Genomic DNA, 19078 nt, shown 5'->3' with positions numbered 1-19078 from the left:
ACACGGCCGGCGCTACTTGGCGTACAGCTCCTCCACCTCCCCCGCGAAGTCCCGCATGACCGCATCCCTCCGCAGCTTCATCGACGGCGTCAGATGACCCGCCATCTCCGTGAAGTCCGTCGGCAGGATCGTGAAGCGGCGGATCGACTCCGGCCTGGACACCAGCTTGTTCGCCTCGTCCACCGCCCGTTGCAGGATCGCCCTCAACTCCGCGTCGGTCACGAGGAGTTCGGCGGGCACCGAGTGCTTGCCGTTCATCCGGCGCCAGTGGGTGACGCCGTCCATGTCCAGGGTGATCAGGGCGGAGACGTACGGGCGGCGGTCGCCCAGGACCATGCACTGGGAGATCAGGGGGTGCGAGCGGAGCCAGTTCTCCAGGGGCGCCGGGGCCACGCTCTTGCCGCCTGCCGTGATCAGCAGCTCCTTCTTTCGGCCGGTGATGGTCAGATAGCCCTCGTCGTCCAGGGCACCGATGTCCCCCGTCGGCAGCCAGCCGTCCGCCGCGGGCGGGACCACGCCGCCGGCGGCCGGGTCCCAGTAGCCGCGCAGCACCTGGTCGCCGGCGATGAGGATCTCGCCGTCGGCGGCGATCCGGACGCGGGTACCGGGCAGCGGCCAGCCGACCGTGCCCAGGCGGGGCTTGAGCGGGGGCGTGACGGTGGCCGCGGCCGTCGTCTCGGTGAGGCCGTAGCCCTCGTAGATCTCGATGCCCGCGCCGGTGTAGAAGGCGGCGAGGCGCCGGCCCAGGGGTGAGCCGCCGCAGATCGCGTACCGCACCCGGCCGCCCATCGCGTTGCGGATACGGCGGTAGACCAGCGGGTCGTAGAAGGCGCGGGCCGTCTTGAGGGTCGTGCCGGGGCCCGACCCGGTGCCCGCCGCACGGGCCTCCATCGCCTCGCCGTAGCGCTCGGCCACCGAGGCCGCGCGGTCGAAGGACGACACGCGTCCGCCCGTCTCGGCCTTCGCGCGCGCGGAGTTGAAGATCTTCTCCAGCATGTAGGGGATGGTCAGCAGACACGTCGGGCGGAAGGCGGCCAGGTCCGGCAGCAGGTCCTCCGCCTTCAGGCTGGGCGCGTGACCCAGGCGCACCCTGGCCCGTACGCAGGCCACGGCCACCATGCGGCCGAAGACGTGCGACATGGGCAGGAAGAGCAGCACCGACGCCTCTTCGCTGGTCCTCGCCTTGAAGATCGGGTAGAGGAGCTCGATCGCGTTGTCCACCTCGGCGAAGAAGTTGCTGTGCGTCAGCGCGCAGCCCTTCGGGCGGCCGGTCGTGCCGGAGGTGTAGATGAGGGTCGCCAGCGTGTCCGGCACCAGCATGCCCCGCCGTACGCCGACCTCCCCGTCCGGCTGCTGTGCGCCCAGCTCACCCAGCCGCTCGACGTGGCCCTTGTCCATCACCCACATGTGGCGCAGGTCGGGCACGCGGTCAAGCTCGGGGCCGAGGGCGGCGGCCTGGGCGGCGGTCTCGGTGACCAGCGCCACCGCGCCGGAGTCCTGGAGGATCCAGCGGGTCTGGAAGACGGAGGAGGTGGGGTAGACGGGGACCGTCACCAGCCCGGCCGCCCAGGCGGCGAAGTCGAGGAGGGTCCACTCGTAGACCGTGCGTGCCATCACGGCGATCCGGTCGCCGGGCATCAGCCCCTCGGCGATCAGCCCCTTCGCCACGTCCTGCACCTGCTCGGCGAACTGAGCCGCCGTCACCTGCGCCCATCGCCCGTCCGCGCTCCGCCGGCTGAGCACCACCGCGTCGGGAGCCGCGGCCGCGTTGTCGAAGGGCAGGTCCGCGAGCGACCCGTGGGTCACCGGGGGCGCGAACGGCGGTACGTACGCCTCCCGTACGACGCCGTCCAGGCGCCGTGTCTCGGGCTGTACCAGGTGCGGTCCGGGAGTGTCGTCGTAGGCCGCCGAGGGGGCGAAGGAGGGAAGCGAAGTGGACACGGGCGGCTCCTGCGACGGGCTTGCAGCGACGAAAACTGCTTGCTGCATGACGTACGTACCTCGCGCACCGTGGCGTTCACCTGCGGAGGCCGGCGGAAACGGGTTACCGCTGGTTAGGCAGGCGATCGTACGGGTCCCGCGTGTGGGGGTTGTGCGGGTTCGGCGGTGGTACGGAGCCGGGTATGTGCAACCTCGGGGGTTATGTGAGGGGCACTCAGCTTCGTCTCACCTCATCCTTACCTTCGCTCCAGGATCGCCGTCACGCCCTGCCCTCCGGCCGCACAGACCGAGATCAGTCCGCGCCCCGAACCACCCCTCTCCGCGAGCGACTTGGCCAGCGTCGCCACGATCCGCGCGCCGGTCGCGGCGAAGGGGTGACCGGTCGCCAGGGATGAGCCCGTGACGTTCAGCCGGGTCCGGTCCACCGGCTCCAGCCCCTGCTTCTCCCACGCCGCGAGCGTGGCCAGCACCTGGGACGCGAAGGCCTCGTGGATCTCCACGAACTCGAAGTCGGAGAAGGTCAGTCCGGCGCGTGCGAGCATGCGCGGGACGGCGTGCGCCGGTGCCATCAGCAGCCCGTCCGCACCGCCCGCCACATCGCCGTGCACATGGTCCACGGCCGCCGTCTCGTACGCGGTGAGGTACGCCAGCGGCTCCAGCCCCCGGCGCGCCGCCCACTCCTCGCTCGCCAGCAGCACGACCGCCGCCCCGTCCGTCAGCGGCGTCGAATTGCCCGCCGTCATGGTCGGGCCGGGCCGGTCGAGGCCGAACACCGGCTTCAGCGCGGCGAGTTTCTCCGCCGTGGAGCCGGGGCGCAGGTTCTGGTCCCGGTCCAGGCCCCGGAAGGGCACGACCAGGTCCTGGAAGAAGCCGCGTTCGTACGCCGCCGCAAGCCGCTGGTGACTCGTCGCCGCCAGCTCGTCCTGGGCCTCGCGGGAGATGTTCCAGGCGCGGGCCGTGACGGCGGCGTGCTCGCCCATGGAGAGCCCGGTGCGCGGCTCGGCGTTGCGCGGGATGTCGGGGACGAGGTGGGACGGCCGCACCCGGGTCAGCGCCCTGACCCGCCCGCCGAGCGACTTCGCCCGCCGCGCCCGGAGCAGGGTGCGGCGCAGCTCGTCGTTGACGCCGAGGGGCGCGTCGCTCGCCGTGTCCGCGCCGCCCGCGACGGCCGCCTCGGTCTGGCCGAGCGCGATCTTGTTGGCGGCGGCGATGACGGCCTGGAGCCCGGTGCCGCAGGCCTGCTGGATGTCGTACGCCGGTGTGCGCGCGTCGAGCTTCGAGCCGAGGACGGTCTCGCGGGCGAGATTGAAGTCACGGCTGTGCTTGAGGACGGCCCCCGCGACGAGCTCGCCGACCGCGCCCGGATCGCCGAGTTCGTAGCGCTCGACGAGGCCGTCGACCACGGCCGTGAGCATGTCCTGGTTGGACGCGGTGGCGTACGGGCCGTCCGAGCGCGCGAACGGGACGCGGGTGCCGCCGATGATCGCCACGCGCCGGACCGCCGGCGCCAACAGGGAGCTCATCTCCATCCACTCCTCACGTCCAGCATGGGCTTACCTCGGGTAACCTTACTCCGGAGTCAGTACCGGAGCGCACTGGGAGTGGGACATGGCCGACCGCTATCTGAGCTTCACCGGCACGGGCCCCGGCCGCTTCCTCACCCGCCGCCTCGGGTTGCCCCGGCCCACGCCGCTGAAACGCTGGTCACCGCGGCGGCCCACGCGGGTGGGCGACCGTCTCCTCCTCACCGCCGGCAAGTCGGACCTCGACCTCGCCGCCACGGGCCTGGACCTGACGCCCTCCTCGGACGAGCCGGCGGCCGTTCTCCTGGACGCCACCGGGGTCCGGGACGTCGAAACGCTCGCCGAGGTGCACGCCGCCCTCCACCCGGTCGTGCGGTCGGTCGCGCAGAGCGGCCGGATCGTCGTCCTCGGCGCGCCCCTCGACCCCGCCGACCATCACCAGGCAGCCGCCCAGCAGGCCCTGGAGGGCTTCACACGCTCGCTCGGCAAGGAGATCGGGAGCGGTCGCACGGTCAATCTCGTACGGCTCACCGACGCGCGCGCCGCGGAGTCGACCCTGCGCTTCCTGCTCTCCCCCAAGTCGGCGTACGTCAGCGGACAGGTCGTCGAGGTGGGTCCGGCGCAGAGCACGGACGCCGCGCCCGACGACCCCGACCGCCCGCTGACCGGCCGCACCGCCCTGGTCACCGGCGCCGCGCGCGGCATCGGTGAGGCGGTCGCCGAGACGCTGGCCAGGGACGGTGCCCGGGTCGTCGTACTCGATGTGCCGCAGGCCGAACAGGACGCGCGGCGGGTGGCCGACCGGCTCGGCGGCACCGCCCTCACGCTCGACATCACCGCCCCCGACGCCGGCGCGCGCATCGCGGACGCGCTGCCGGACGGGCTGGACGTCCTGGTGCACAACGCCGGGATCACCCGCGACCGGCGGCTCGTCAACATGCCCGCCGAGCGCTGGAGTTCGGTGCTCGACGTCAACCTCGCGAGCGTGCTGCGCACCACGGACGCGCTGCTGGCGAGCGGGACACTGAGGCGAGGCGGCCGGATCGTGGCGACGGCGTCGATCGCGGGACTGGCGGGGAACGCCGGTCAGACCAACTACGGCGCGAGCAAGGCGGGCGTCGTCGGCCTGGTCCGTGTCCTCGCACCACGTGCGCTGACCGAGCACGGGGTGACGGTCAACGCGGTCGCGCCCGGCTTCATCGAGACGAAGATGACCGCCGCGGTCCCGCTGTTCATCCGGGAGGCGGGGCGCCGGATGAACTCGCTCGCGCAGGGCGGACTGCCCGTCGACGTCGCCGAGACGACGGCCTGGCTGGCGGATCCGGACTCCGGGGCCGTCAACGGCCAGGTCGTACGCGTATGCGGCCAGAGCCTGCTGGGGGCCTGATGGACCTAGTCCTCACCCGTGCTCCTTCCCTTCCGCCCCTGCTCACCCAGGGCGCCCTGCTGTCCCCCTTCAAACGACCGGGCCCCGACGCGGAGTTCCCGCGCACCCGGCTCGTGCTGCCGGGACTGCGTGTCGACCTCGCCCGGCTGGCCGGGTACGAGCGGGTGTGCGGGTTCCCCACCGGGGAGGACGCCCTGCCGGTGACGTATCCGCATGTGCTGGGCTTCCCGCTGGCGATGCGGCTGATGAGCGGCCGGGGTTTCCCGCTGCCGCTGCTCGGGCTCGTGCACACGTCGATCACCATCACCCAGCACCGGGCCATGGCGGCCACCGGGGAGTACGAACTCTCGGTGCGCGTGGACGGGTTGGCCCCGCACCGGCGCGGCACGGAAGCAGCCGTGATCACCGAGATGCGGGTCGGTGACGAGGTCGTATGGGAGTCGAGGAGCACATATCTGGCCCGCCATCGCACCCGGCACCGGGCTCCGGAGGCCGCGAAGGAGGTGCGCAAGCCGCTGCCCGGGGTCGCCGAGTGGCGCATCGCCGGCGATGTCGGCCGCCGATACGGCGCCGCCTCCGGTGACCGCAACCCCATCCACCTGCACCCCTTCACCGCCCGCCTGTTCGGCTTTCCCCGTGCCATCGCGCACGGCATGTGGACGGTGGCCCGCTGCCTGGCCGCGCACGGTGTGCCCGAACGGGTCCGGGTGGAGGCGGAGTTCCGGGCGCCGGTACTGCTGCCGGGGACGGTGACCTACGCCGCTGAGGGCGGCCGGTTCGAGCTGCGGGCCGGAGCTGACCGGCTGCATCTGGCCGGGGAGGTCTATCCGCTCGCCTCGTGAGCGGTGTCCGGCTGCGTCCAGGGATTGCCGGCCATCAGATTGCCCAGCCCGGCCCAGGCGAAGTTCATCAAGGTCGCCGCGGCCTGTCTCGCCGTCACACCCTGCGTGGCGTTGGCCCAGGCGGCGAGCGACTCGCCGGCTCCCACGAGGGCCACGGCGAGCCCGGCGACCTCGCTCTCGGGCAGGTCGGGATCGCGGTGGGCCTCGCGTGCCGCCGCGAGGATCAGCTGGGTCACGAACGCGACGATCTCCGCGCGCATCGCGGCGACCTCGGAGGCGAACGGCTCGCCATGGGTGCGGGCCTGGAGGTGCAGGACGGACCAGCCGTCCGGGTTCTGCGAGGTGTGCGCGAAGAACGCGCCCAGGCCTTCCCAGAGTTGCCGGTCGGCGGGCAGCTCGCGCCGCACGCCCGCCCGTACCGCCGCGGTGAGGGCGGCGGCCTCCCGGCGTATGCAGGCGGTGAAGAGGTCTTCCTTCGAATTCAGGTACAGATAGACCAACGGCTTGGACACGCCCGCGAGTTCGGCGATCTCGTCCATCGACGCGGCCATGTACCCGCGCTGACCGAAGGTCCGCACGGCGGCGTCCAGCATCTGCTGCTCACGGACGGCCCGCGGCATCCGCTTGGTCTTCACGGCACCCATGGGGCAAGAGTAGGCGACCCGTTCTCCGGAGGATTCTCCTTCGACGGGACCGACCCGGGCCCGGGGACGTCGTACGCCCTATGCCGACACGACCTAGGAGGCCTGGCCCTGTGCGCGAGCCGTGTCGTCGGCCACGTCCTCCTGGTTGCGGTTCGCGTCCAGGTTGGCCTTCATGCGGTCGACACGCTGGACGATCCCGACGGAGGCGCGGTCGCGCTCCTTGCGCAGGACGACGAAGCTGATCGGCGCCGAGATCACCAGCGAGAGCAGGACGATCCACATGCCGTTGGAGTCGCCGAGACCGCGGGGGGCGAGGCCGGAGAAGACGAGGCCCCAGACGACCACGAGGCAGCCCACGAAGATCCCGAGGCGCATCAGTGTGTAGCGGAGCATCTCAATCCACTCTTCCGATTCCAAATGGGGCCAGTGTCCAGTGAAGCACGCCGGACCACCGATCTTGCAGGGGGGTCGGTACGGGTTCAGTGCAGCGGGAGCAGCATGATCACGTCGTCCCGGTCGTCGCCCGGTGCGACCCGGATGGCGTCCGGGATCCGGCCGACCTCCTTGTAGCCGCAGGAGCCGTAGAAGCGCTCCAGGCCGAGGCCGCCCCGGCAGGTGAGCCGGATCGCCTCGATGCCGTCGAAGGTGCGGGCCGCCCGCTCGGCTGCCGTCAGCAGGTCGCGGCCGTAGCCCCTGCCCTGGTGGCGGGGGTGGACCATCACCGTGTACAGCCAGATCCAGTGGGTCATCAGCCGGTGCGAGTTGAAGGTGAGGAAAGCGGTCGCGGCGACCCGCCCGTCGTCATCGTGCCCGACCAGCAGCCGCCTGCTCCGGTCGGCCATCGCGGCGAACTGCCGCACCAGCTCCGGCCGGATCTCCTCCCGTGTCACGGGCGGCACGAAGCCCACGGCTCCGCCCGCGTTGGAGACTTCGGTCCACAGGTCGAGGATGCCGTCGCGGAGGTCGGGAGTGACGGCCGGGTCGAGTGTGAAAGTAAGGGACACCGCGCCATCGTAGTCATTACGAGGAACGCCGCGAAAGCCATCACGTCAAGGCCCGCGCCGCCACCTTCAGGTCCGAGACGAGCCCCGCGTACGCCGCCTCCCGGCCGCGTCGCCCTGGGCCCTCAGCACCGACGACGGATGGACCGTCGCCATCGGCTTCTCCGGCCGGCCGTGGATCTCGCGCTCCAGCAGCGTTCCGCGCACCTCCCCGACCCTGAACGACGACCCCGGCAGCGCCTTGCCCGCGCTCGCGCCCAGCAGCACGATCAGCTCGGGCTCGCCGGCGGCCAGTTCGGCGGCCGGCCAGGGACCGCCCGCGGTCATGTCGCGCAAGGTCGGCGCCTTGTGGGTCCGGTGCCCACGGGGTTCGGCCCAGGTGAACTTGAAGTGCTTCACGGCGTTGGTGACGTACGCGTCCGCCGGGTCCAGGCCGGCTTCCTCCAGCGCCCTGTCGAGGAGACGCCCGGCGGGACCGACGAAGGGCTTGCCCTGCCGGTCCTCCTGGTCGCCGGGCTGTTCGCCGACGAGCATCACGCGGGCGTTCCGGTCGCCGACGCCGAAGACGGTTCGGGTGGCGTCCCGGTGGAGAGGACAGCCCCGGCATTCGGCGGCGGCGCGACGCAGGGCGGGCAGGCCGCCACGGTCGGGGAGCAAAGGTCAGCGGTGTAGGCGTCCTCGGGTGCCTTGGTGCTCACCATGGCGGACGAGAACCACGGCCCCGCCCGCTGGAATCACACCCGCATCGGCTGGGGGGACTCGCGGCGCAGCGGGTCCGGGGCGTCGTACTCCCGGATGATCTCGTACCGCGTGTTGCGCTCCACCGGCCGGAAGCCCGCGTCCCGGATCAGGTCCAGCAGGTCCTCGCGGGTCAGCTTGTTCGGCGTGCCGTAGTTGTCCGCGTCGTGGGTGATCTTGTACTCGACGACCGAGCCGTCCATGTCGTCCGCGCCGTGCTGCAGTGCCAGCTGGGCGGTCTGGACGCCGTGCATGACCCAGAAGACCTTGACGTGCGGGACGTTGTCGAAGAGGAGACGGGAGACGGCGAAGGTCTTCAGGGCCTCCGCGCCGGTCGCCATCTGGGTCCTGGCCTGGAGGCGGTTGCGTACCTTGCCGTCCTTCATGTCGACGAAGTCGTGCTGGTAGCGCAGGGGGATGAAGACCTGGAAGCCGCCCGTCTCGTCCTGCAGCTCGCGCAGGCGCAGCACGTGGTCCACCCGGTGCCGCGGCTCCTCGATGTGGCCGTACAGCATGGTGCTCGGGGTCTTCAGACCCTTCTCGTGCGCCAGCCGGTGGATCCGGGACCAGTCCTCCCAGTGGGTGCGGTGGTCCACGATGTGCTGGCGGACCTCCCAGTCGAAGATCTCCGCGCCGCCGCCGGTGAGGGACTCCAGGCCGGCGTCGATGAGTTCGTCGAGGATCTCGGAGGCCGACAGCCCGGAGATGGTCTCGAAGTGGTGGATCTCCGTCGCCGTGAAGGCCTTCAGCGAGACGTTCGGCAGAGCGGCCTTCAGCTCCCGCAGCGAGCGCGGGTAGTAGCGCCACGGGAGGTTCGGGTGCAGGCCGTTGACGATGTGGAGCTCGGTGAGGTTCTCCGACTCCATCGACTTGGCGAGCTTGACGGCCTCCTCGATGCGCATCGTGTACGCGTCCTTCTCCCCCGGCTTGCGCTGGAAGGAGCAGTACGCGCAGGAGGCCGTACAGACGTTGGTCATGTTGAGGTGACGGTTGACGTTGAAGTGGACGACGTCGCCGTTCTTGCGGGTGCGCACCTCGTGCGCGAGGCCGCCGAGCCACGCCAGGTCGTCCGACTCGTACAGCGCGATGCCGTCCTCGCGGGTCAGCCGTTCACCGGCCCTGACCTTCTCCTCCAGCTCGCGCTTGAGCCCGACGTCCATGCCCACACCTTTCTCCGACGACCTGTCCACCGTACGTCTAGACCTCCTCGGGCAGTTCCCCGACCCGGTTCTCCCACTTCGTGGAGAGCACGATCGTCGTACGGGTCCGGGAGACGCCCGTCGTCCCGCTGAGCCGCCGGATGATCTTCTCGAGACCGTCCACGTCGGCCGCCCGTACCTTGAGCATGTACGAGTCGTCGCCCGCGATGAACCAGCAGTCCTCGATCTCGCCCAGGTCCCGCAGGCGGTCCGCCACATCCTCGTGGTCGGTGGCGTCGGAGAGCGAGATACCGATGAGGGCGGTGACGCCGAGACCGAGCGAGGCCGAGTCGACGGTGGCGCGGTAGCCGGTGATGACGCCGGCCGCCTCCAGCCGGTTGATGCGGTCGGTGACGCTGGGGCCCGACAGGCCTACGAGGCGTCCCAGCTCCGCGTAGGAGGCCCGGCCGTTCTCCCTCAGGGCCTGGATGAGCTGCCTGTCCACCGCGTCCATGCGATTCGAAGCCTTCCGCTGAAGAGGTCTGACGTGATTGCTGAACTGAAGCCTGAAGTGATGAGTTGTGCTGGCACCGCGCGTTGCGGTGGCATGCCGGTCAGGTGGCAAGGGCGCCGCCGCCCAGTTCGCCCTTCCAGCGGCGGTAGAGCCGGTGCTCGACGCCCGCCGCGTCGAGCACGCGTCCGGCGACGAAGTCCACCAGGTCCTGGATGTGGGTGGCTCCCGCGTAGAAGGCGGGCGAGGCGGGTACGACGATCGCGCCCGCGTCGTCCAGTGTCACCAGGTGCCGCAGCGTCTGCCCGTTCAGGGGCGTCTCCCGTACGGCGACGACGAGCCCGCGCCCCTCCTTCAGGGTCACGCTCGCCGCCCGCTGCAACAGGTCCTTGGACAGCCCGAGCGCGACTCCGGCGACGCAGGCGGTGGAGGCGGGCACGATCAGCATGCCCTTCGTGGCGTACGACCCCGAGGACGGCCCGGCGGCGAGATCCCCGGCGTTCCAGTACCGGACGTCCTCGATGTCCACCTCGAAGGTCCCGGGCTTGCCGTCGGCACCCCGCGCGAGCCATTCCCGCAGGTCGTCCTGCCAGTGGGCATCGCGGAAGGAGATCCCCGTCTCGTCGAGCAGGGTGAGCCGTGAGGCCCGGCTGACGACCAGGTCGACGCTCTCCCCGGCGGCGAGGAGCGTGCGCAGCACGGCGGCCGCGTATGGGGTGCCGGAAGCGCCGGACACCCCTACGATCCAAGGCGTACGCGCCGACTCTCCTGGCTTGACTGGGTTCACGACTCCGAGCCTATCCGGCGTGACGGGGTGGGAACCGACCAAGGGGGGCCGGGCGTTCCCAGAGGGGGACGAAGTCGGGCGGGGGTTGCCATGCCGGGTACATCGGATGCGTCGGGTGGGTCGCGCGGTGAGCGCGCTTTGACGGCGGCCAAGCTGATGGTGGGCTGGGTGGCGCTGCTGTGGCTGCTGGAAGTGGCCGATGTGATCAGCGGGCACGCACTGGACGGCTTCGGCATCGTCCCGCGCGACCCGTCCGAGCTGGTGGACGTGGTCCCGGCCGCCTTCATCCACTTCGGCTTCGCCCATGTCGCCGCGAACAGCGTGCCGCTGCTGGTCCTGGGGTTCCTGGCCGCCCTCGGTGGCATCCGCCGTTTCGCCGCCGTCTGCGCCCTGGTCATCGTGGCCGACGGCCTCGGCGTCTGGCTGATATCGCCGTCCGGCACCAACACCGCGGGCGCCTCCGGCCTGATCTTCGGCCTCTTCGGCTTCCTCCTGGCCACGGGCTTCGTGGAACGCCGCCCGCTCGGCATCCTGGTCGGCCTCCTGGTGGCGGCGATCTGGGGCGGCTCCATACTGACGGGCCTGGCCCCGACCCAGTCGGGCGTGAGCTGGCAGGGGCATCTGGTGGGGCTGGTGGCGGGGGTGGCGGCGGCGTTCGTGTTCCGCCGCCACGACGCCGTCTCGCGTCAGGAGCTCATCGCCTAGAGGCTGCGTCCGCCGGCTGCCGGGCCCGAGCCCGTCAGACAGTGAGTCCGCGCACCAGCAGATCCAGCAGCGCACACACGAACAGGGCAATCCCGATGAACCCGTTGACGCTGAAGAACGCCCTGTTGAGGCGGGACAGGTCATGTGGGCGGACGATCGAATGCTCGTACAGGAACGCGCCGGCCACGATCAGCAGGCCCAGCCAGAAGAACGTGCCCGCGTCCGTGGCGAGGGCGTACCAGACGAACAGGGCGGTGGTGAGCGTGTGGCAGACCCGGGCGCCCCAGATCGCCGCCGGGATGCCGAAGCGGGCCGGGACCGACATGACGCCGATCTCGCGGTCGGTGTCGACGTCCTGGCAGGCGTAGATCAGGTCGAAGCCGCCGATCCAGATGCCGACGGCGAGGCCGAGGATCACCGCGTCCCAGGACCAGGTGCCGGTGACGGCCAGCCAGCCGCCGACCGGGCCCATCGCCTGGGCGAGGCCCAGGATGGCCTGCGGGAAGTTCGTGAAGCGTTTGCCGTAGGGGTAGACCACCATCGGGATCACCGCGATGGGGGCCAGGGCCAGGCACAGGGGGTTCAGCAGGGCCGCCGAGCCCAGGAAGATCACCAGCGCGATCAGGGCGCCGGTCCAGGCGTGGCGGACCGACATGGCGCCGGTCACCAGCTCGCGGTGGGCGGTGCGAGGGTTCCGCGCGTCGATCTCGCGGTCGATGATCCGGTTGACCGCCATGGCGAAGGTCCGCAGGCCCACCATGCAGATCGTCACCAGGAGCAGCCGGCCCCAGTGGATGTTCCTGTCCATCTGGAACATCGCGGTGAGCGCGGCGATGTACGCGAAGGGCAGGGCGAAGACCGAGTGCTCGATCATGACGAGGCGCAGGAACGCCTTCGTCCGTCCTGGCTGCGGGATCGCGGCGGAGGCGCTGCTCACAGTCCGTACTCCTTCCAGCGTCGGTCGACCTTCGCCGCCGTCTCGGGGTCGGACTCCACCATGTCGGGCCAGCCGCCATCGCGCGTGTAGCCCTCCTCGGGCCACTTCTTCGTCGCGTCGATGCCCGCCTTGCCGCCCCAGAACTGCTGGTAGGAGGCGTGGTCGAGATGGTCGACCGGGCCTTCGACGACGGTGAGGTCGCGGGCGTAGTCCGTGTTGCCGAGCGCCCGCCAGGAGACCTCGTGCAGATCGTGTACGTCGCAGTCGGAGTCGACGACCACGATCAGCTTGGTCAGGGACATCATGTGGGCGCCCCAGATCGCGTGCATCACCTTCTGGGCGTGCTTGGGGTACTTCTTGTCGATCGAGACGATCGCGCAGTTGTGGAAGCCGCCGGACTCCGGCAGGTGGTAGTCCACGATGTCCGGGACGATGATCTTCAGCAGGGGGAGGAAGAAGCGTTCCGTCGCACGGCCCAGGGGTCCGTCCTCCGTCGGAGGCCTGCCTACGACGATCGACTGGAGCAGGGGTCGGCGGCGCATCGTCACGCAGTCGATCTTCAGTGCGGGGAACGGTTCCTGCGGGGTGTAGAAGCCGGTGTGGTCACCGAAGGGACCCTCCGGCAGCATCTCCCCGGGCTCCAGCCACCCCTCCAGCACGACCTCCGCCTGCGCCGGCACCTGCAAGGGCACCGTCTTGCAGTCCACCATCTCGATCCGCTTGCCCGAGACGAATCCCGCGAACAGGTATTCGTCGATGTCCCCGGGCAGCGGTGCGGTGGAGGCGTAGGTCACGGCGGGCGGACATCCGAAGGCGATGGCCACCGGCAGCCGCTCGCCCCGCCGCGCCGCCACCTGGTAGTGGTTCCGGCTGTCCTTGTGGATCTGCCAGTGCATGCCGATGGTGCGCTGGTCGTGGCGCTGGAGGCGGTACAGCCCCAGGTTCCGTACGCCGGACTCCGGGTCCTTGGTGTGCGTGAGCCCCAGGTTGAAGAAGGAGCCGCCGTCCTTGGGCCAGGTGAACAGGGCGGGCAGCTGGTCGAGGTCGACGTCGTCGCCCGTGAGCACGACCTCCTGGACCGGGCCGTCCTTGACCTTCTTCGGCGGCACGTGCGTCATCGAGCCGAGCTTCCCGAACGCCTCGCGCACCCCGACGAACCCGTGCGGCAGTTCGGGCTTGAGCAGCCCGCCGATCCGGTCGGAGATCTCGCCGTACGACTTCAGGCCCAGGGCCTTGAGCAGCCGTCGGTCCGTGCCGAAGACGTTCATCGCGAGGGGCATCGACGACCCCTTCACGTTCTCGAAGAGCAACGCGGGGCCGCCGGACTTCTGCACCCGGTCGACGATCTCCCCGACCTCCAGATACGGATCGACCTCTGCCTTGACGCGCTTGAGGTCGCCTTCGCGTTCCAGTGCCCTGAGCAGGGAACGAAGATCGTCGTAAGCCATGGGGTCAAGTATCCCCGAGCGGCTACCCTGGCCCTGAACCCGGGGGCCGTGCCCCCGGCCCGACGACCGTTTCGCTGGAGAGGGCCCATGCTCCGGGTGCTGATGTTCCTCGTGCCACTGGCGCTGAGCGTGTACGCGTTCATCGACTGCATCAGCACGAAGGAGGACGACATCCGCCATATGCCCAAGCCGCTGTGGGCGATCCTCGTTCTGGTGTTCCCGCTGGTCGGCTCGATCTCCTGGCTGATCGCGGGCAAGAAGCGCAGTCCGGCCGCCGAGGGCTGGTCCGGTGTACGCGACCGTCAGCGTCAGCAGTGGGTCGCGCCCGACGACAACCCCGAGTTCCTGAAGTCCCTGGACGAGGACGACGACAGGAACGACGGCGAGAAGGACGACAGGAAGAGGGACGACGGGCCCAGGCGCGACGAGCCCTGACGACTGCCCCCGCCGGGTCTACTGATTGGCCGGGTGATTCTCCGGCCCCGCCAGCCTGTTGGCCTCGTACGAGGCCGTCGTCAGCCAGGACTTGACACTCTCGTCCTGCCGGAGGTCGACGTACACGGCCACCGCGGAGATCACATACCGGTGCTTGCGCACGGTGTAGGCGTCCCACGTCGCCTGCGCGAGCCCCGAGTCGCGGCAGACGTTCGCACCGACGCCGATCGTGGGGCACCGGTAGCGCCAGCCGCCCGCGTTGCTGTCCTTGAGCCGGCTGTGGGCGACGACGGCGGTGGCCTTGTCGGCCAGCGCCATGACCTCCACCGCCACCAGGACGTTCTGGTCGCGGTCGAGGTAGGTCCCGGTGGCGACCTCGTCGTCGACGCAGCCCGCGGCGACGAGGGTGGTCGTGGCCTCACTGTTCCGGGACAGCTGGTCGCAGGTCACGACTCCCTCGCTGTTCCTGGTGTAGCGGACGCCCTTGGAGTCGGTGAAGGCGGCCGGAAGCAGCGCGTTCACGGTGATCGGCGTGTGGTCGGTGAGCGCGTCGTCGAGGGTCGTCGGGTCGAAGGACGGGGTGCTCGGCTCGTCGGTCGTGGGCTCGTCGGTGGGTGTGGCGGACTCCTCGCCGGGAGTCGGGGTGGGGGTCTCGTCCTCGGACTCGTCGTCCTGCGGCCAGGTGGGCCCCGTGCCCGAGGCGAGGTCGGCGGAGGACGACCCCGAGGAGGGTTTCTTCTCCCCCTCCCACGCCTGGTACATGAATGTGAGCGCCACACCCGTCACGGCGACCACCGCCACCGCACCGGCCTTGAGCACGAAGGTGTTGTGCTGCGTGTTGTTGTTGCCGACCTGCGTCCCCCGGGCCTCGGGGGCATGGATGTAATAGAGGTCGGGGTCGTTCTCGGGCACGGATTCCGCCCCGGTCAGTTGAAGGTGTTGTGCTGTGTGTTGTTGTTGCCGTTCTGCATGCCCTTGGAGTCGGGGGCGTAGACGGTGAAACGGCCGTCCTGCCCCGTCTCGGCGAGCAGTGCGCGCGCCCCGGCCATGACCGCCCGGTCCTGCTCGACCCCGGAACCCGTCAGCACGCCGACCAGTCGACTCCGCCACACCTCCAGGTCCGCGTCGGGAGCGTCCAGCACGCGCGCGTCCGCCACACCGTCCGGGTCCAGCCTGCGCCGCACGGCATCGCGCAGTCCGGTGTACAGATCGTGGACGGCACCGCGCGCGGTGTCCGTGAGCCCGGCCGACGCTCCCGCGGCCAGCGCGGCGGCGACCAATTCCACCTCAGTCATCCGGGGAACTCCCTTGCACGGTGCGGACGTTCGTCGTGTGGACAGTGTGGACCGCGGACCATCCTGCCGGAAGCACGTTCTAGAATTTTTTCTAGATCTCCTATCTAGAAGTGGTTTCTAGAACCGCGTCCCACTAGCCTGTTCCGCATGCCCAGCAAGCAGCGACGCGGTGAGGCCACCGTCGACCGGCTCCTGGATGCCGCGTTGCAGGTGTACGTCACCGAGGGTGAGCAGGGTTTCACCGTCAAGGCGGTCACCGACCGGAGCAAGGTCAGTCTCGGCAGCCTCTACCACCACTTCGGGAGCCTCGACGGCCTCTTCGAGGCGCTCGCGCTGCGCTGCCTCTCCCGGCTGTTCGACGAACTGGTCACGGCGTTGGCGCAGGCCCCGAACGCCCGTGCCGGTGTCTACGCCGTCGTGGAGGCGTATCTGGACTTCGTCAGGGACCACGAGGACGCGGCTCTGCTCCTGCACTCCCCCGCCGCCGACCGCCGCGGGATGGCCCAGGGCGCGGACCTCCGCGACACCCAGGAGGCCAGGCTGGCGGCGTTCGCCGAGTGGGTGCAGACGCACGTGGAATCCGGCGAACTCGCCCAACTCCCCCTGCCTCTGTACGAGTCCCTGGTCCTGGGCCCCGTCGTCGGCACCGCACGCCGATGGCTGTCCGGCATCCGCGACATCGGACTCGACGAGGCGGCGCGTGTCCTGCCGGAGCGGATCTGGCGGTCGGTCAGCGCAGAGCAGAGGTAACGCCGGCCAGGCGGAGCGGCTGCCGAAGGAGAGTGGGAGACATGGAGCTCTTGGATCAGGCGACTGCTCGGACGTGGCTCGGCACCGCCGTCGCGGAGGCCCGTGCCGGGCTCGGCGAGGGCGGCATCCCGATCGGCGCCGCCCTCTACGGCCCGGACGGTGCCGTCCTCGGTCGCGGCCACAACCGGCGCGTCCAGGACGGCGACCCGTCCATGCACGCGGAGACGGCCGCCTTCCGGGCGGCGGGGCGGCAGCGGTCGTATCGCGGCACGACCATGGTGACCACCCTCTCGCCCTGCTGGTACTGCTCGGGACTGGTCCGGCAGTTCGGTATCTCCCGGGTGGTGATCGGCGAAGCGGTCACGTTCCACGGCGGGCACGACTGGCTGGCCGACCATGGTGTGGAGATCGTGCTGCTCGGCGATCCCGAGTGCGTCGACCTGATGCACACCTTCATCAAGCACCACCCCGACCTGTGGAACGAGGACATCGGTGAGTGACCAGCCCCGCATCCCCGGCACGCCCCGCATCCCCACGATCGACCTCCGCCCCTGGGTGAACGGCGACGCCGAGACCCGCAGAGCCATCGCCGGCACCGTCGACCGGGCCCTGAAGACCGCCGGCTTCCTCCTGGTCACCGGACACGGCGTGGACCCGTCCCTGCGCGAGCGCATCCGCGCCGCCGCCCGCGCCTTCTTCACGCTCCCCGACGAGGCCAAGCAGGCGTACGCGGTGAAGGTCGGCGCACGCGGCTGGCTCGGGCCGGGCGCGGAGGCCAACGGGTACTCCGAGGGCACCGAGACCCCGCCGGACCTGAAGGAGTCGCTGTCCTTCGCGACGCACGAACCCTTCGAGGACCCGGTGATCAACGCCGAGTGGTACGCGCCGAACGTCTGGCCGGCCCAGGTGCCCGAACTGCGGCCGCTGTGCGAGGAGTACCTCGCGCGGATGGGCGAGCTGGAGAACCGGCTGCTGTGCCTGCTCGGCGAGGCCCTCGGCCTCGAACCCGACTTCTTCTCCCGGCACATGGACCACCCGACGTACGGCTTCAACATCAACTGGTATCCGGGCCGCGAGGTGCTCGGCGAGCCGGAGCCGGGACAGTTCCGCATCGGCCCGCACACCGACTTCGGCACCGTGACCATCCTCGACCGGCAGGAGGGGAAGGGCGGTCTGCAGGTCTACACGGACGAGGGCGGCTGGGAGGACGCGCCGTACGACCCGGCGGCGTTCACCATCAACATCGGCGATCTGATGGCCCGTTGGACCGGAGACCGGTGGCGGTCGGGCCGGCACCGGGTGCTGCCGCCGCCCGCGGACGCGCCCGCCGAGGAGCTGATGTCCCTCGTCTACTTCGGCGAGTGCACGCCCGGCACGCTCGTGGAGTCGGTGCCCGCGCCGGTGGGCCGGGTGGCGTACGAGCCGGTCGACTCGCATGTGTATCTACGGGCGAAGCTGGACTCGATCACCGTCGACTGATCGCGGAACCGAACCGTTTCCGAGCAAGGGTTGCCTCGTTGGGCGGGATACCACCCTTTCGGGTGGCCCCCCGCCGCGAATGGAGCCGCCCGTGCGAATCACTGACATCCAGCGCTGCGACGTCCGGCCCGGACGACTCGTCGAATGGACGCTCAGCCCGTCGACCGTCGCGGCTGCGACACTCCAGGCGGAGGACTCCAGGCCACCGGCGTACAACCAGGAGTCGCACCTGCGGACCGCCCAAACCATGCGTGCGGACGGCCTGTTCGCGCCGACCTGGATCGGCACCGCCTTCGACCTCCCGGGCCGGGCCGACCTCGACGCGCTGGAGGAGGCCCTGCTCGGCTGGACGCTGCAGCACGAGACGCTGCGCAGCGGCTTCCGGTGGTCCGGGGAACCCGGCGACGAGATGCGCCGGTTCACGCTCGACGCCGACGCCCTCGCCCTGCAGCGCACCGATGTCGGCGACTTCGCCGAGCCGACGGATCTGGTCCAGCACCTCCAGGACCGCTTCGACGCCACGGCGGACGCACTGCGCTGGCCGAACCTCATCTACACGGCCGTCGTACGCGACGACTCCACCAGCGTGTACATGGCCTTCGACCACAGCAACGTCGACGCCTACTCCATCTACCGCATCCCCGCCGCGATCCAGGAGTTGTACGCGGCGGGTCCCTCGGAGCAGGGGGAGGGCACGGAGTCCGCGTCGGTCGGCAGTTATGTCGACTTCTGCGAGATCGAGCGGACGGAGGCCGACCGGGTCGACGAGAAGCACGAGATCGTCGCCCGCTGGCGGGAGTTCATCCGCCGCTGCGACGGAAGGCCGCCGGCCTTCCCCGTCGACCTCGGTCTGGATCCCGATGGCCCTCTGCCACCGCAGAAGCTCGTGTGCGAACCGCTCACGGACCCGGACACCGCAGCCGCCTTCGAGGCCTACTGCCGTCCCTACGGCGGCAGTTCGGTCGGCGTCCTGGCCGCCACCGCGCTCATCGTCCACGAGATCGGCGGGCATCCCTTCTACCGCACCGTCGTGCCCTTCCACACCCGGGTGAAATCACGCTGGTCGGACTCCGTGGGCTGGTACGTGGGCGGCGCCCCCGTCGAGGTCCCCATGGCCGAGGCCCGCGACCTCCCCGGCGCGCTGCGGACGGTGCGCGCGGAGCTGCACGCCAACCGGCACATGGCCCGCATGCCGCTCGCCCGTGTGCTCCGGCTGCTCGGCGCTGACTTCCGCCCCACCTCGCCCGACCTGTACTCGACGGTCTCCTACGTGGACACCCGAGGCATCCCCGGGTCCGAACAGTGGGGCGAGCAGAAGGCATGCGGCCTGATCAGGGTGTCGTACGGCGACCAGGTGTGCGCCTGGGTCACCCGGCTGCACGAGGGCCTGTGGTTCGCCGGCCGCTACCCGGACACGGACGTCGCGCAGAAGAACATGCGGCTGTACGTGGAGCGGCTGCGGGACATCATCACCTCGACCGTGTCGTAGGCCAGGACAAGGCCAAGGTCAGGGCCA

General features: G+C 70.5%; 20 protein-coding genes and 1 pseudogene. 8 read left to right on the top strand and 13 right to left on the bottom strand.

The features are described from left to right. Positions 1-12: 12 nt before the first annotated feature. Together ACFQ6S_RS39675 and ACFQ6S_RS39670 are read right to left on the bottom strand one after the other, a co-directional pair. On the bottom strand, positions 13-1941 hold the full coding sequence (locus ACFQ6S_RS39675; protein WP_383420423.1) for an AMP-dependent synthetase/ligase: 1929 nt from the start codon (positions 1939-1941) through the stop codon (positions 13-15). Positions 1942-2177: 236 nt separating this feature from the next. After that, entirely contained in the window at positions 2178-3464 is a 1287-nt protein-coding gene (locus ACFQ6S_RS39670; protein WP_383420421.1) for an acetyl-CoA C-acetyltransferase, read from the bottom strand. Positions 3465-3549: 85 nt separating this feature from the next. On the opposite strand from ACFQ6S_RS39670, the gene ACFQ6S_RS39665 reads away from it, so the two are divergent. Beyond that, on the top strand, positions 3550-4851 hold the full coding sequence (locus ACFQ6S_RS39665; protein ID WP_383420420.1) for a 3-oxoacyl-ACP reductase: 1302 nt from the start codon (positions 3550-3552) through the stop codon (positions 4849-4851). Further along, on the top strand, positions 4851-5693 hold the full coding sequence (locus tag ACFQ6S_RS39660; protein ID WP_383420418.1) for a MaoC family dehydratase: 843 nt from the start codon (positions 4851-4853) through the stop codon (positions 5691-5693). The genes ACFQ6S_RS39665 and ACFQ6S_RS39660 overlap by 1 nt, the downstream gene beginning before the upstream one ends. Here ACFQ6S_RS39660 and ACFQ6S_RS39655 read toward each other — a convergent pair. From ACFQ6S_RS39655 to ACFQ6S_RS39625, 7 genes and pseudogenes are all read right to left on the bottom strand, one after another. Further along, on the bottom strand, positions 5675-6337 hold the full coding sequence (locus ACFQ6S_RS39655; RefSeq protein WP_383420416.1) for a TetR/AcrR family transcriptional regulator: 663 nt from the start codon (positions 6335-6337) through the stop codon (positions 5675-5677). The two genes, ACFQ6S_RS39660 and ACFQ6S_RS39655, sit on opposite strands and share 19 nt — an antisense overlap. Positions 6338-6430: 93 nt before the next feature. After that, on the bottom strand, positions 6431-6730 hold the full coding sequence (locus ACFQ6S_RS39650) for a DUF4229 domain-containing protein (RefSeq protein ID WP_383420414.1): 300 nt from the start codon (positions 6728-6730) through the stop codon (positions 6431-6433). Positions 6731-6816: 86 nt separating this feature from the next. Next, on the bottom strand, positions 6817-7341 hold the full coding sequence (locus tag ACFQ6S_RS39645; protein WP_383420412.1) for a GNAT family N-acetyltransferase: 525 nt from the start codon (positions 7339-7341) through the stop codon (positions 6817-6819). A gap of 40 nt (positions 7342-7381) precedes the next feature. After that, positions 7382-8039 (bottom strand): annotated as a pseudogene (locus ACFQ6S_RS39640) (UdgX family uracil-DNA binding protein). 33 nt (positions 8040-8072) lie between these two features. After that, on the bottom strand, positions 8073-9236 hold the full coding sequence (gene mqnE / locus ACFQ6S_RS39635; RefSeq protein WP_383420410.1) for an aminofutalosine synthase MqnE: 1164 nt from the start codon (positions 9234-9236) through the stop codon (positions 8073-8075). A gap of 37 nt (positions 9237-9273) precedes the next feature. Next, positions 9274-9729, bottom strand: a complete 456-nt coding sequence (locus ACFQ6S_RS39630; RefSeq protein ID WP_383420408.1) for an Lrp/AsnC family transcriptional regulator — start codon at positions 9727-9729, stop codon at positions 9274-9276. A 100-nt stretch (positions 9730-9829) separates the two neighbouring features. Beyond that, positions 9830-10462 carry a UbiX family flavin prenyltransferase gene (locus tag ACFQ6S_RS39625; RefSeq protein WP_383420406.1) on the bottom strand — a complete coding sequence of 211 codons (633 nt, stop codon included), beginning with the start codon at positions 10460-10462 and terminating at the stop codon, positions 9830-9832. Positions 10463-10603: 141 nt separating this feature from the next. Between ACFQ6S_RS39625 and ACFQ6S_RS39620 the strand changes: the two genes are divergently transcribed. Next, positions 10604-11218, top strand: a complete 615-nt coding sequence (locus tag ACFQ6S_RS39620) for a rhomboid family intramembrane serine protease (protein WP_383420404.1) — start codon at positions 10604-10606, stop codon at positions 11216-11218. A 34-nt stretch (positions 11219-11252) separates the two neighbouring features. Here the strand turns inward: ACFQ6S_RS39620 and mqnP are convergent, their stop codons facing one another. Together mqnP and ACFQ6S_RS39610 are read right to left on the bottom strand one after the other, a co-directional pair. Continuing rightward, positions 11253-12155 (bottom strand): menaquinone biosynthesis prenyltransferase MqnP, encoded by a 903-nt coding sequence (mqnP, locus tag ACFQ6S_RS39615; RefSeq protein WP_383420402.1) that lies wholly within the window; start codon positions 12153-12155, stop codon positions 11253-11255. Beyond that, entirely contained in the window at positions 12152-13603 is a 1452-nt protein-coding gene (locus ACFQ6S_RS39610; protein WP_383420400.1) for a menaquinone biosynthesis decarboxylase, read from the bottom strand. Before ACFQ6S_RS39610 ends, mqnP begins: the two co-directional genes overlap by 4 nt. Positions 13604-13690: 87 nt before the next feature. Here ACFQ6S_RS39610 and ACFQ6S_RS39605 point away from each other — a divergent pair, with 87 nt between their 5' ends. After that, positions 13691-14038, top strand: coding sequence for a PLD nuclease N-terminal domain-containing protein (locus ACFQ6S_RS39605; protein WP_383420398.1), 348 nt, complete (start codon positions 13691-13693; stop codon positions 14036-14038). A gap of 18 nt (positions 14039-14056) precedes the next feature. Here ACFQ6S_RS39605 and ACFQ6S_RS39600 read toward each other — a convergent pair whose 3' ends face one another. Both ACFQ6S_RS39600 and ACFQ6S_RS39595 read right to left on the bottom strand, forming a co-directional pair. After that, positions 14057-14950, bottom strand: a complete 894-nt coding sequence (locus tag ACFQ6S_RS39600; protein ID WP_383420396.1) for a hypothetical protein — start codon at positions 14948-14950, stop codon at positions 14057-14059. A gap of 14 nt (positions 14951-14964) precedes the next feature. Beyond that, positions 14965-15333, bottom strand: coding sequence for a hypothetical protein (locus ACFQ6S_RS39595; protein WP_383420394.1), 369 nt, complete (start codon positions 15331-15333; stop codon positions 14965-14967). 147 nt (positions 15334-15480) lie between these two features. Between ACFQ6S_RS39595 and ACFQ6S_RS39590 the strand changes: the two genes are divergently transcribed. From ACFQ6S_RS39590 to ACFQ6S_RS39575, 4 genes are all read left to right on the top strand, one after another. Continuing rightward, positions 15481-16083 (top strand): TetR/AcrR family transcriptional regulator, encoded by a 603-nt coding sequence (locus tag ACFQ6S_RS39590; RefSeq protein WP_383420392.1) that lies wholly within the window; start codon positions 15481-15483, stop codon positions 16081-16083. 41 nt (positions 16084-16124) lie between these two features. After that, a complete protein-coding gene (locus ACFQ6S_RS39585) occupies positions 16125-16583 on the top strand; it encodes a nucleoside deaminase (protein ID WP_383420390.1) in 459 nt (152 codons plus the stop codon). Continuing rightward, positions 16576-17562 (top strand): isopenicillin N synthase family dioxygenase, encoded by a 987-nt coding sequence (locus tag ACFQ6S_RS39580; protein WP_383420388.1) that lies wholly within the window; start codon positions 16576-16578, stop codon positions 17560-17562. The genes ACFQ6S_RS39585 and ACFQ6S_RS39580 overlap by 8 nt, the downstream gene beginning before the upstream one ends. Positions 17563-17653: 91 nt before the next feature. Beyond that, positions 17654-19051, top strand: coding sequence for a condensation domain-containing protein (locus ACFQ6S_RS39575; RefSeq protein ID WP_383420387.1), 1398 nt, complete (start codon positions 17654-17656; stop codon positions 19049-19051). Positions 19052-19078: the final 27 nt, after the last annotated feature.

The organism is Streptomyces sp. NPDC056479 (genome assembly GCF_042795335.1).
Lineage (GTDB): Bacteria > Actinomycetota > Actinomycetes > Streptomycetales > Streptomycetaceae > Streptomyces.
The sequence above is the reverse complement of the archived record's forward strand: the minus strand, read 5'-3'. Positions and strand labels throughout refer to the sequence as shown.

Bases quoted from the DNA above. Each gene is read 5' to 3' on its own strand.
- ACFQ6S_RS39610 (WP_383420400.1), bottom strand. From the start codon at position 13,603: ATGGCTTACGACGATCTTCGTTCCCTGCTCAGGGCACTGGAACGCGAA.
- ACFQ6S_RS39655 (WP_383420416.1), bottom strand. From the start codon at position 6,337: ATGGGTGCCGTGAAGACCAAGCGGATGCCGCGGGCCGTCCGTGAGCAG.
- ACFQ6S_RS39665 (WP_383420420.1), top strand. From the start codon at position 3,550: ATGGCCGACCGCTATCTGAGCTTCACCGGCACGGGCCCCGGCCGCTTC.
- ACFQ6S_RS39595 (WP_383420394.1), bottom strand. From the start codon at position 15,333: ATGACTGAGGTGGAATTGGTCGCCGCCGCGCTGGCCGCGGGAGCGTCG.
- ACFQ6S_RS39670 (WP_383420421.1), bottom strand. From the start codon at position 3,464: ATGAGCTCCCTGTTGGCGCCGGCGGTCCGGCGCGTGGCGATCATCGGC.
- ACFQ6S_RS39585 (WP_383420390.1), top strand. From the start codon at position 16,125: ATGGAGCTCTTGGATCAGGCGACTGCTCGGACGTGGCTCGGCACCGCC.
- ACFQ6S_RS39605 (WP_383420398.1), top strand. From the start codon at position 13,691: ATGCTCCGGGTGCTGATGTTCCTCGTGCCACTGGCGCTGAGCGTGTAC.
- ACFQ6S_RS39590 (WP_383420392.1), top strand. From the start codon at position 15,481: ATGCCCAGCAAGCAGCGACGCGGTGAGGCCACCGTCGACCGGCTCCTG.
- ACFQ6S_RS39650 (WP_383420414.1), bottom strand. From the start codon at position 6,730: ATGCTCCGCTACACACTGATGCGCCTCGGGATCTTCGTGGGCTGCCTC.
- ACFQ6S_RS39630 (WP_383420408.1), bottom strand. From the start codon at position 9,729: ATGGACGCGGTGGACAGGCAGCTCATCCAGGCCCTGAGGGAGAACGGC.
- ACFQ6S_RS39620 (WP_383420404.1), top strand. From the start codon at position 10,604: ATGCCGGGTACATCGGATGCGTCGGGTGGGTCGCGCGGTGAGCGCGCT.
- ACFQ6S_RS39660 (WP_383420418.1), top strand. From the start codon at position 4,851: ATGGACCTAGTCCTCACCCGTGCTCCTTCCCTTCCGCCCCTGCTCACC.
- mqnE (WP_383420410.1), bottom strand. From the start codon at position 9,236: ATGGACGTCGGGCTCAAGCGCGAGCTGGAGGAGAAGGTCAGGGCCGGT.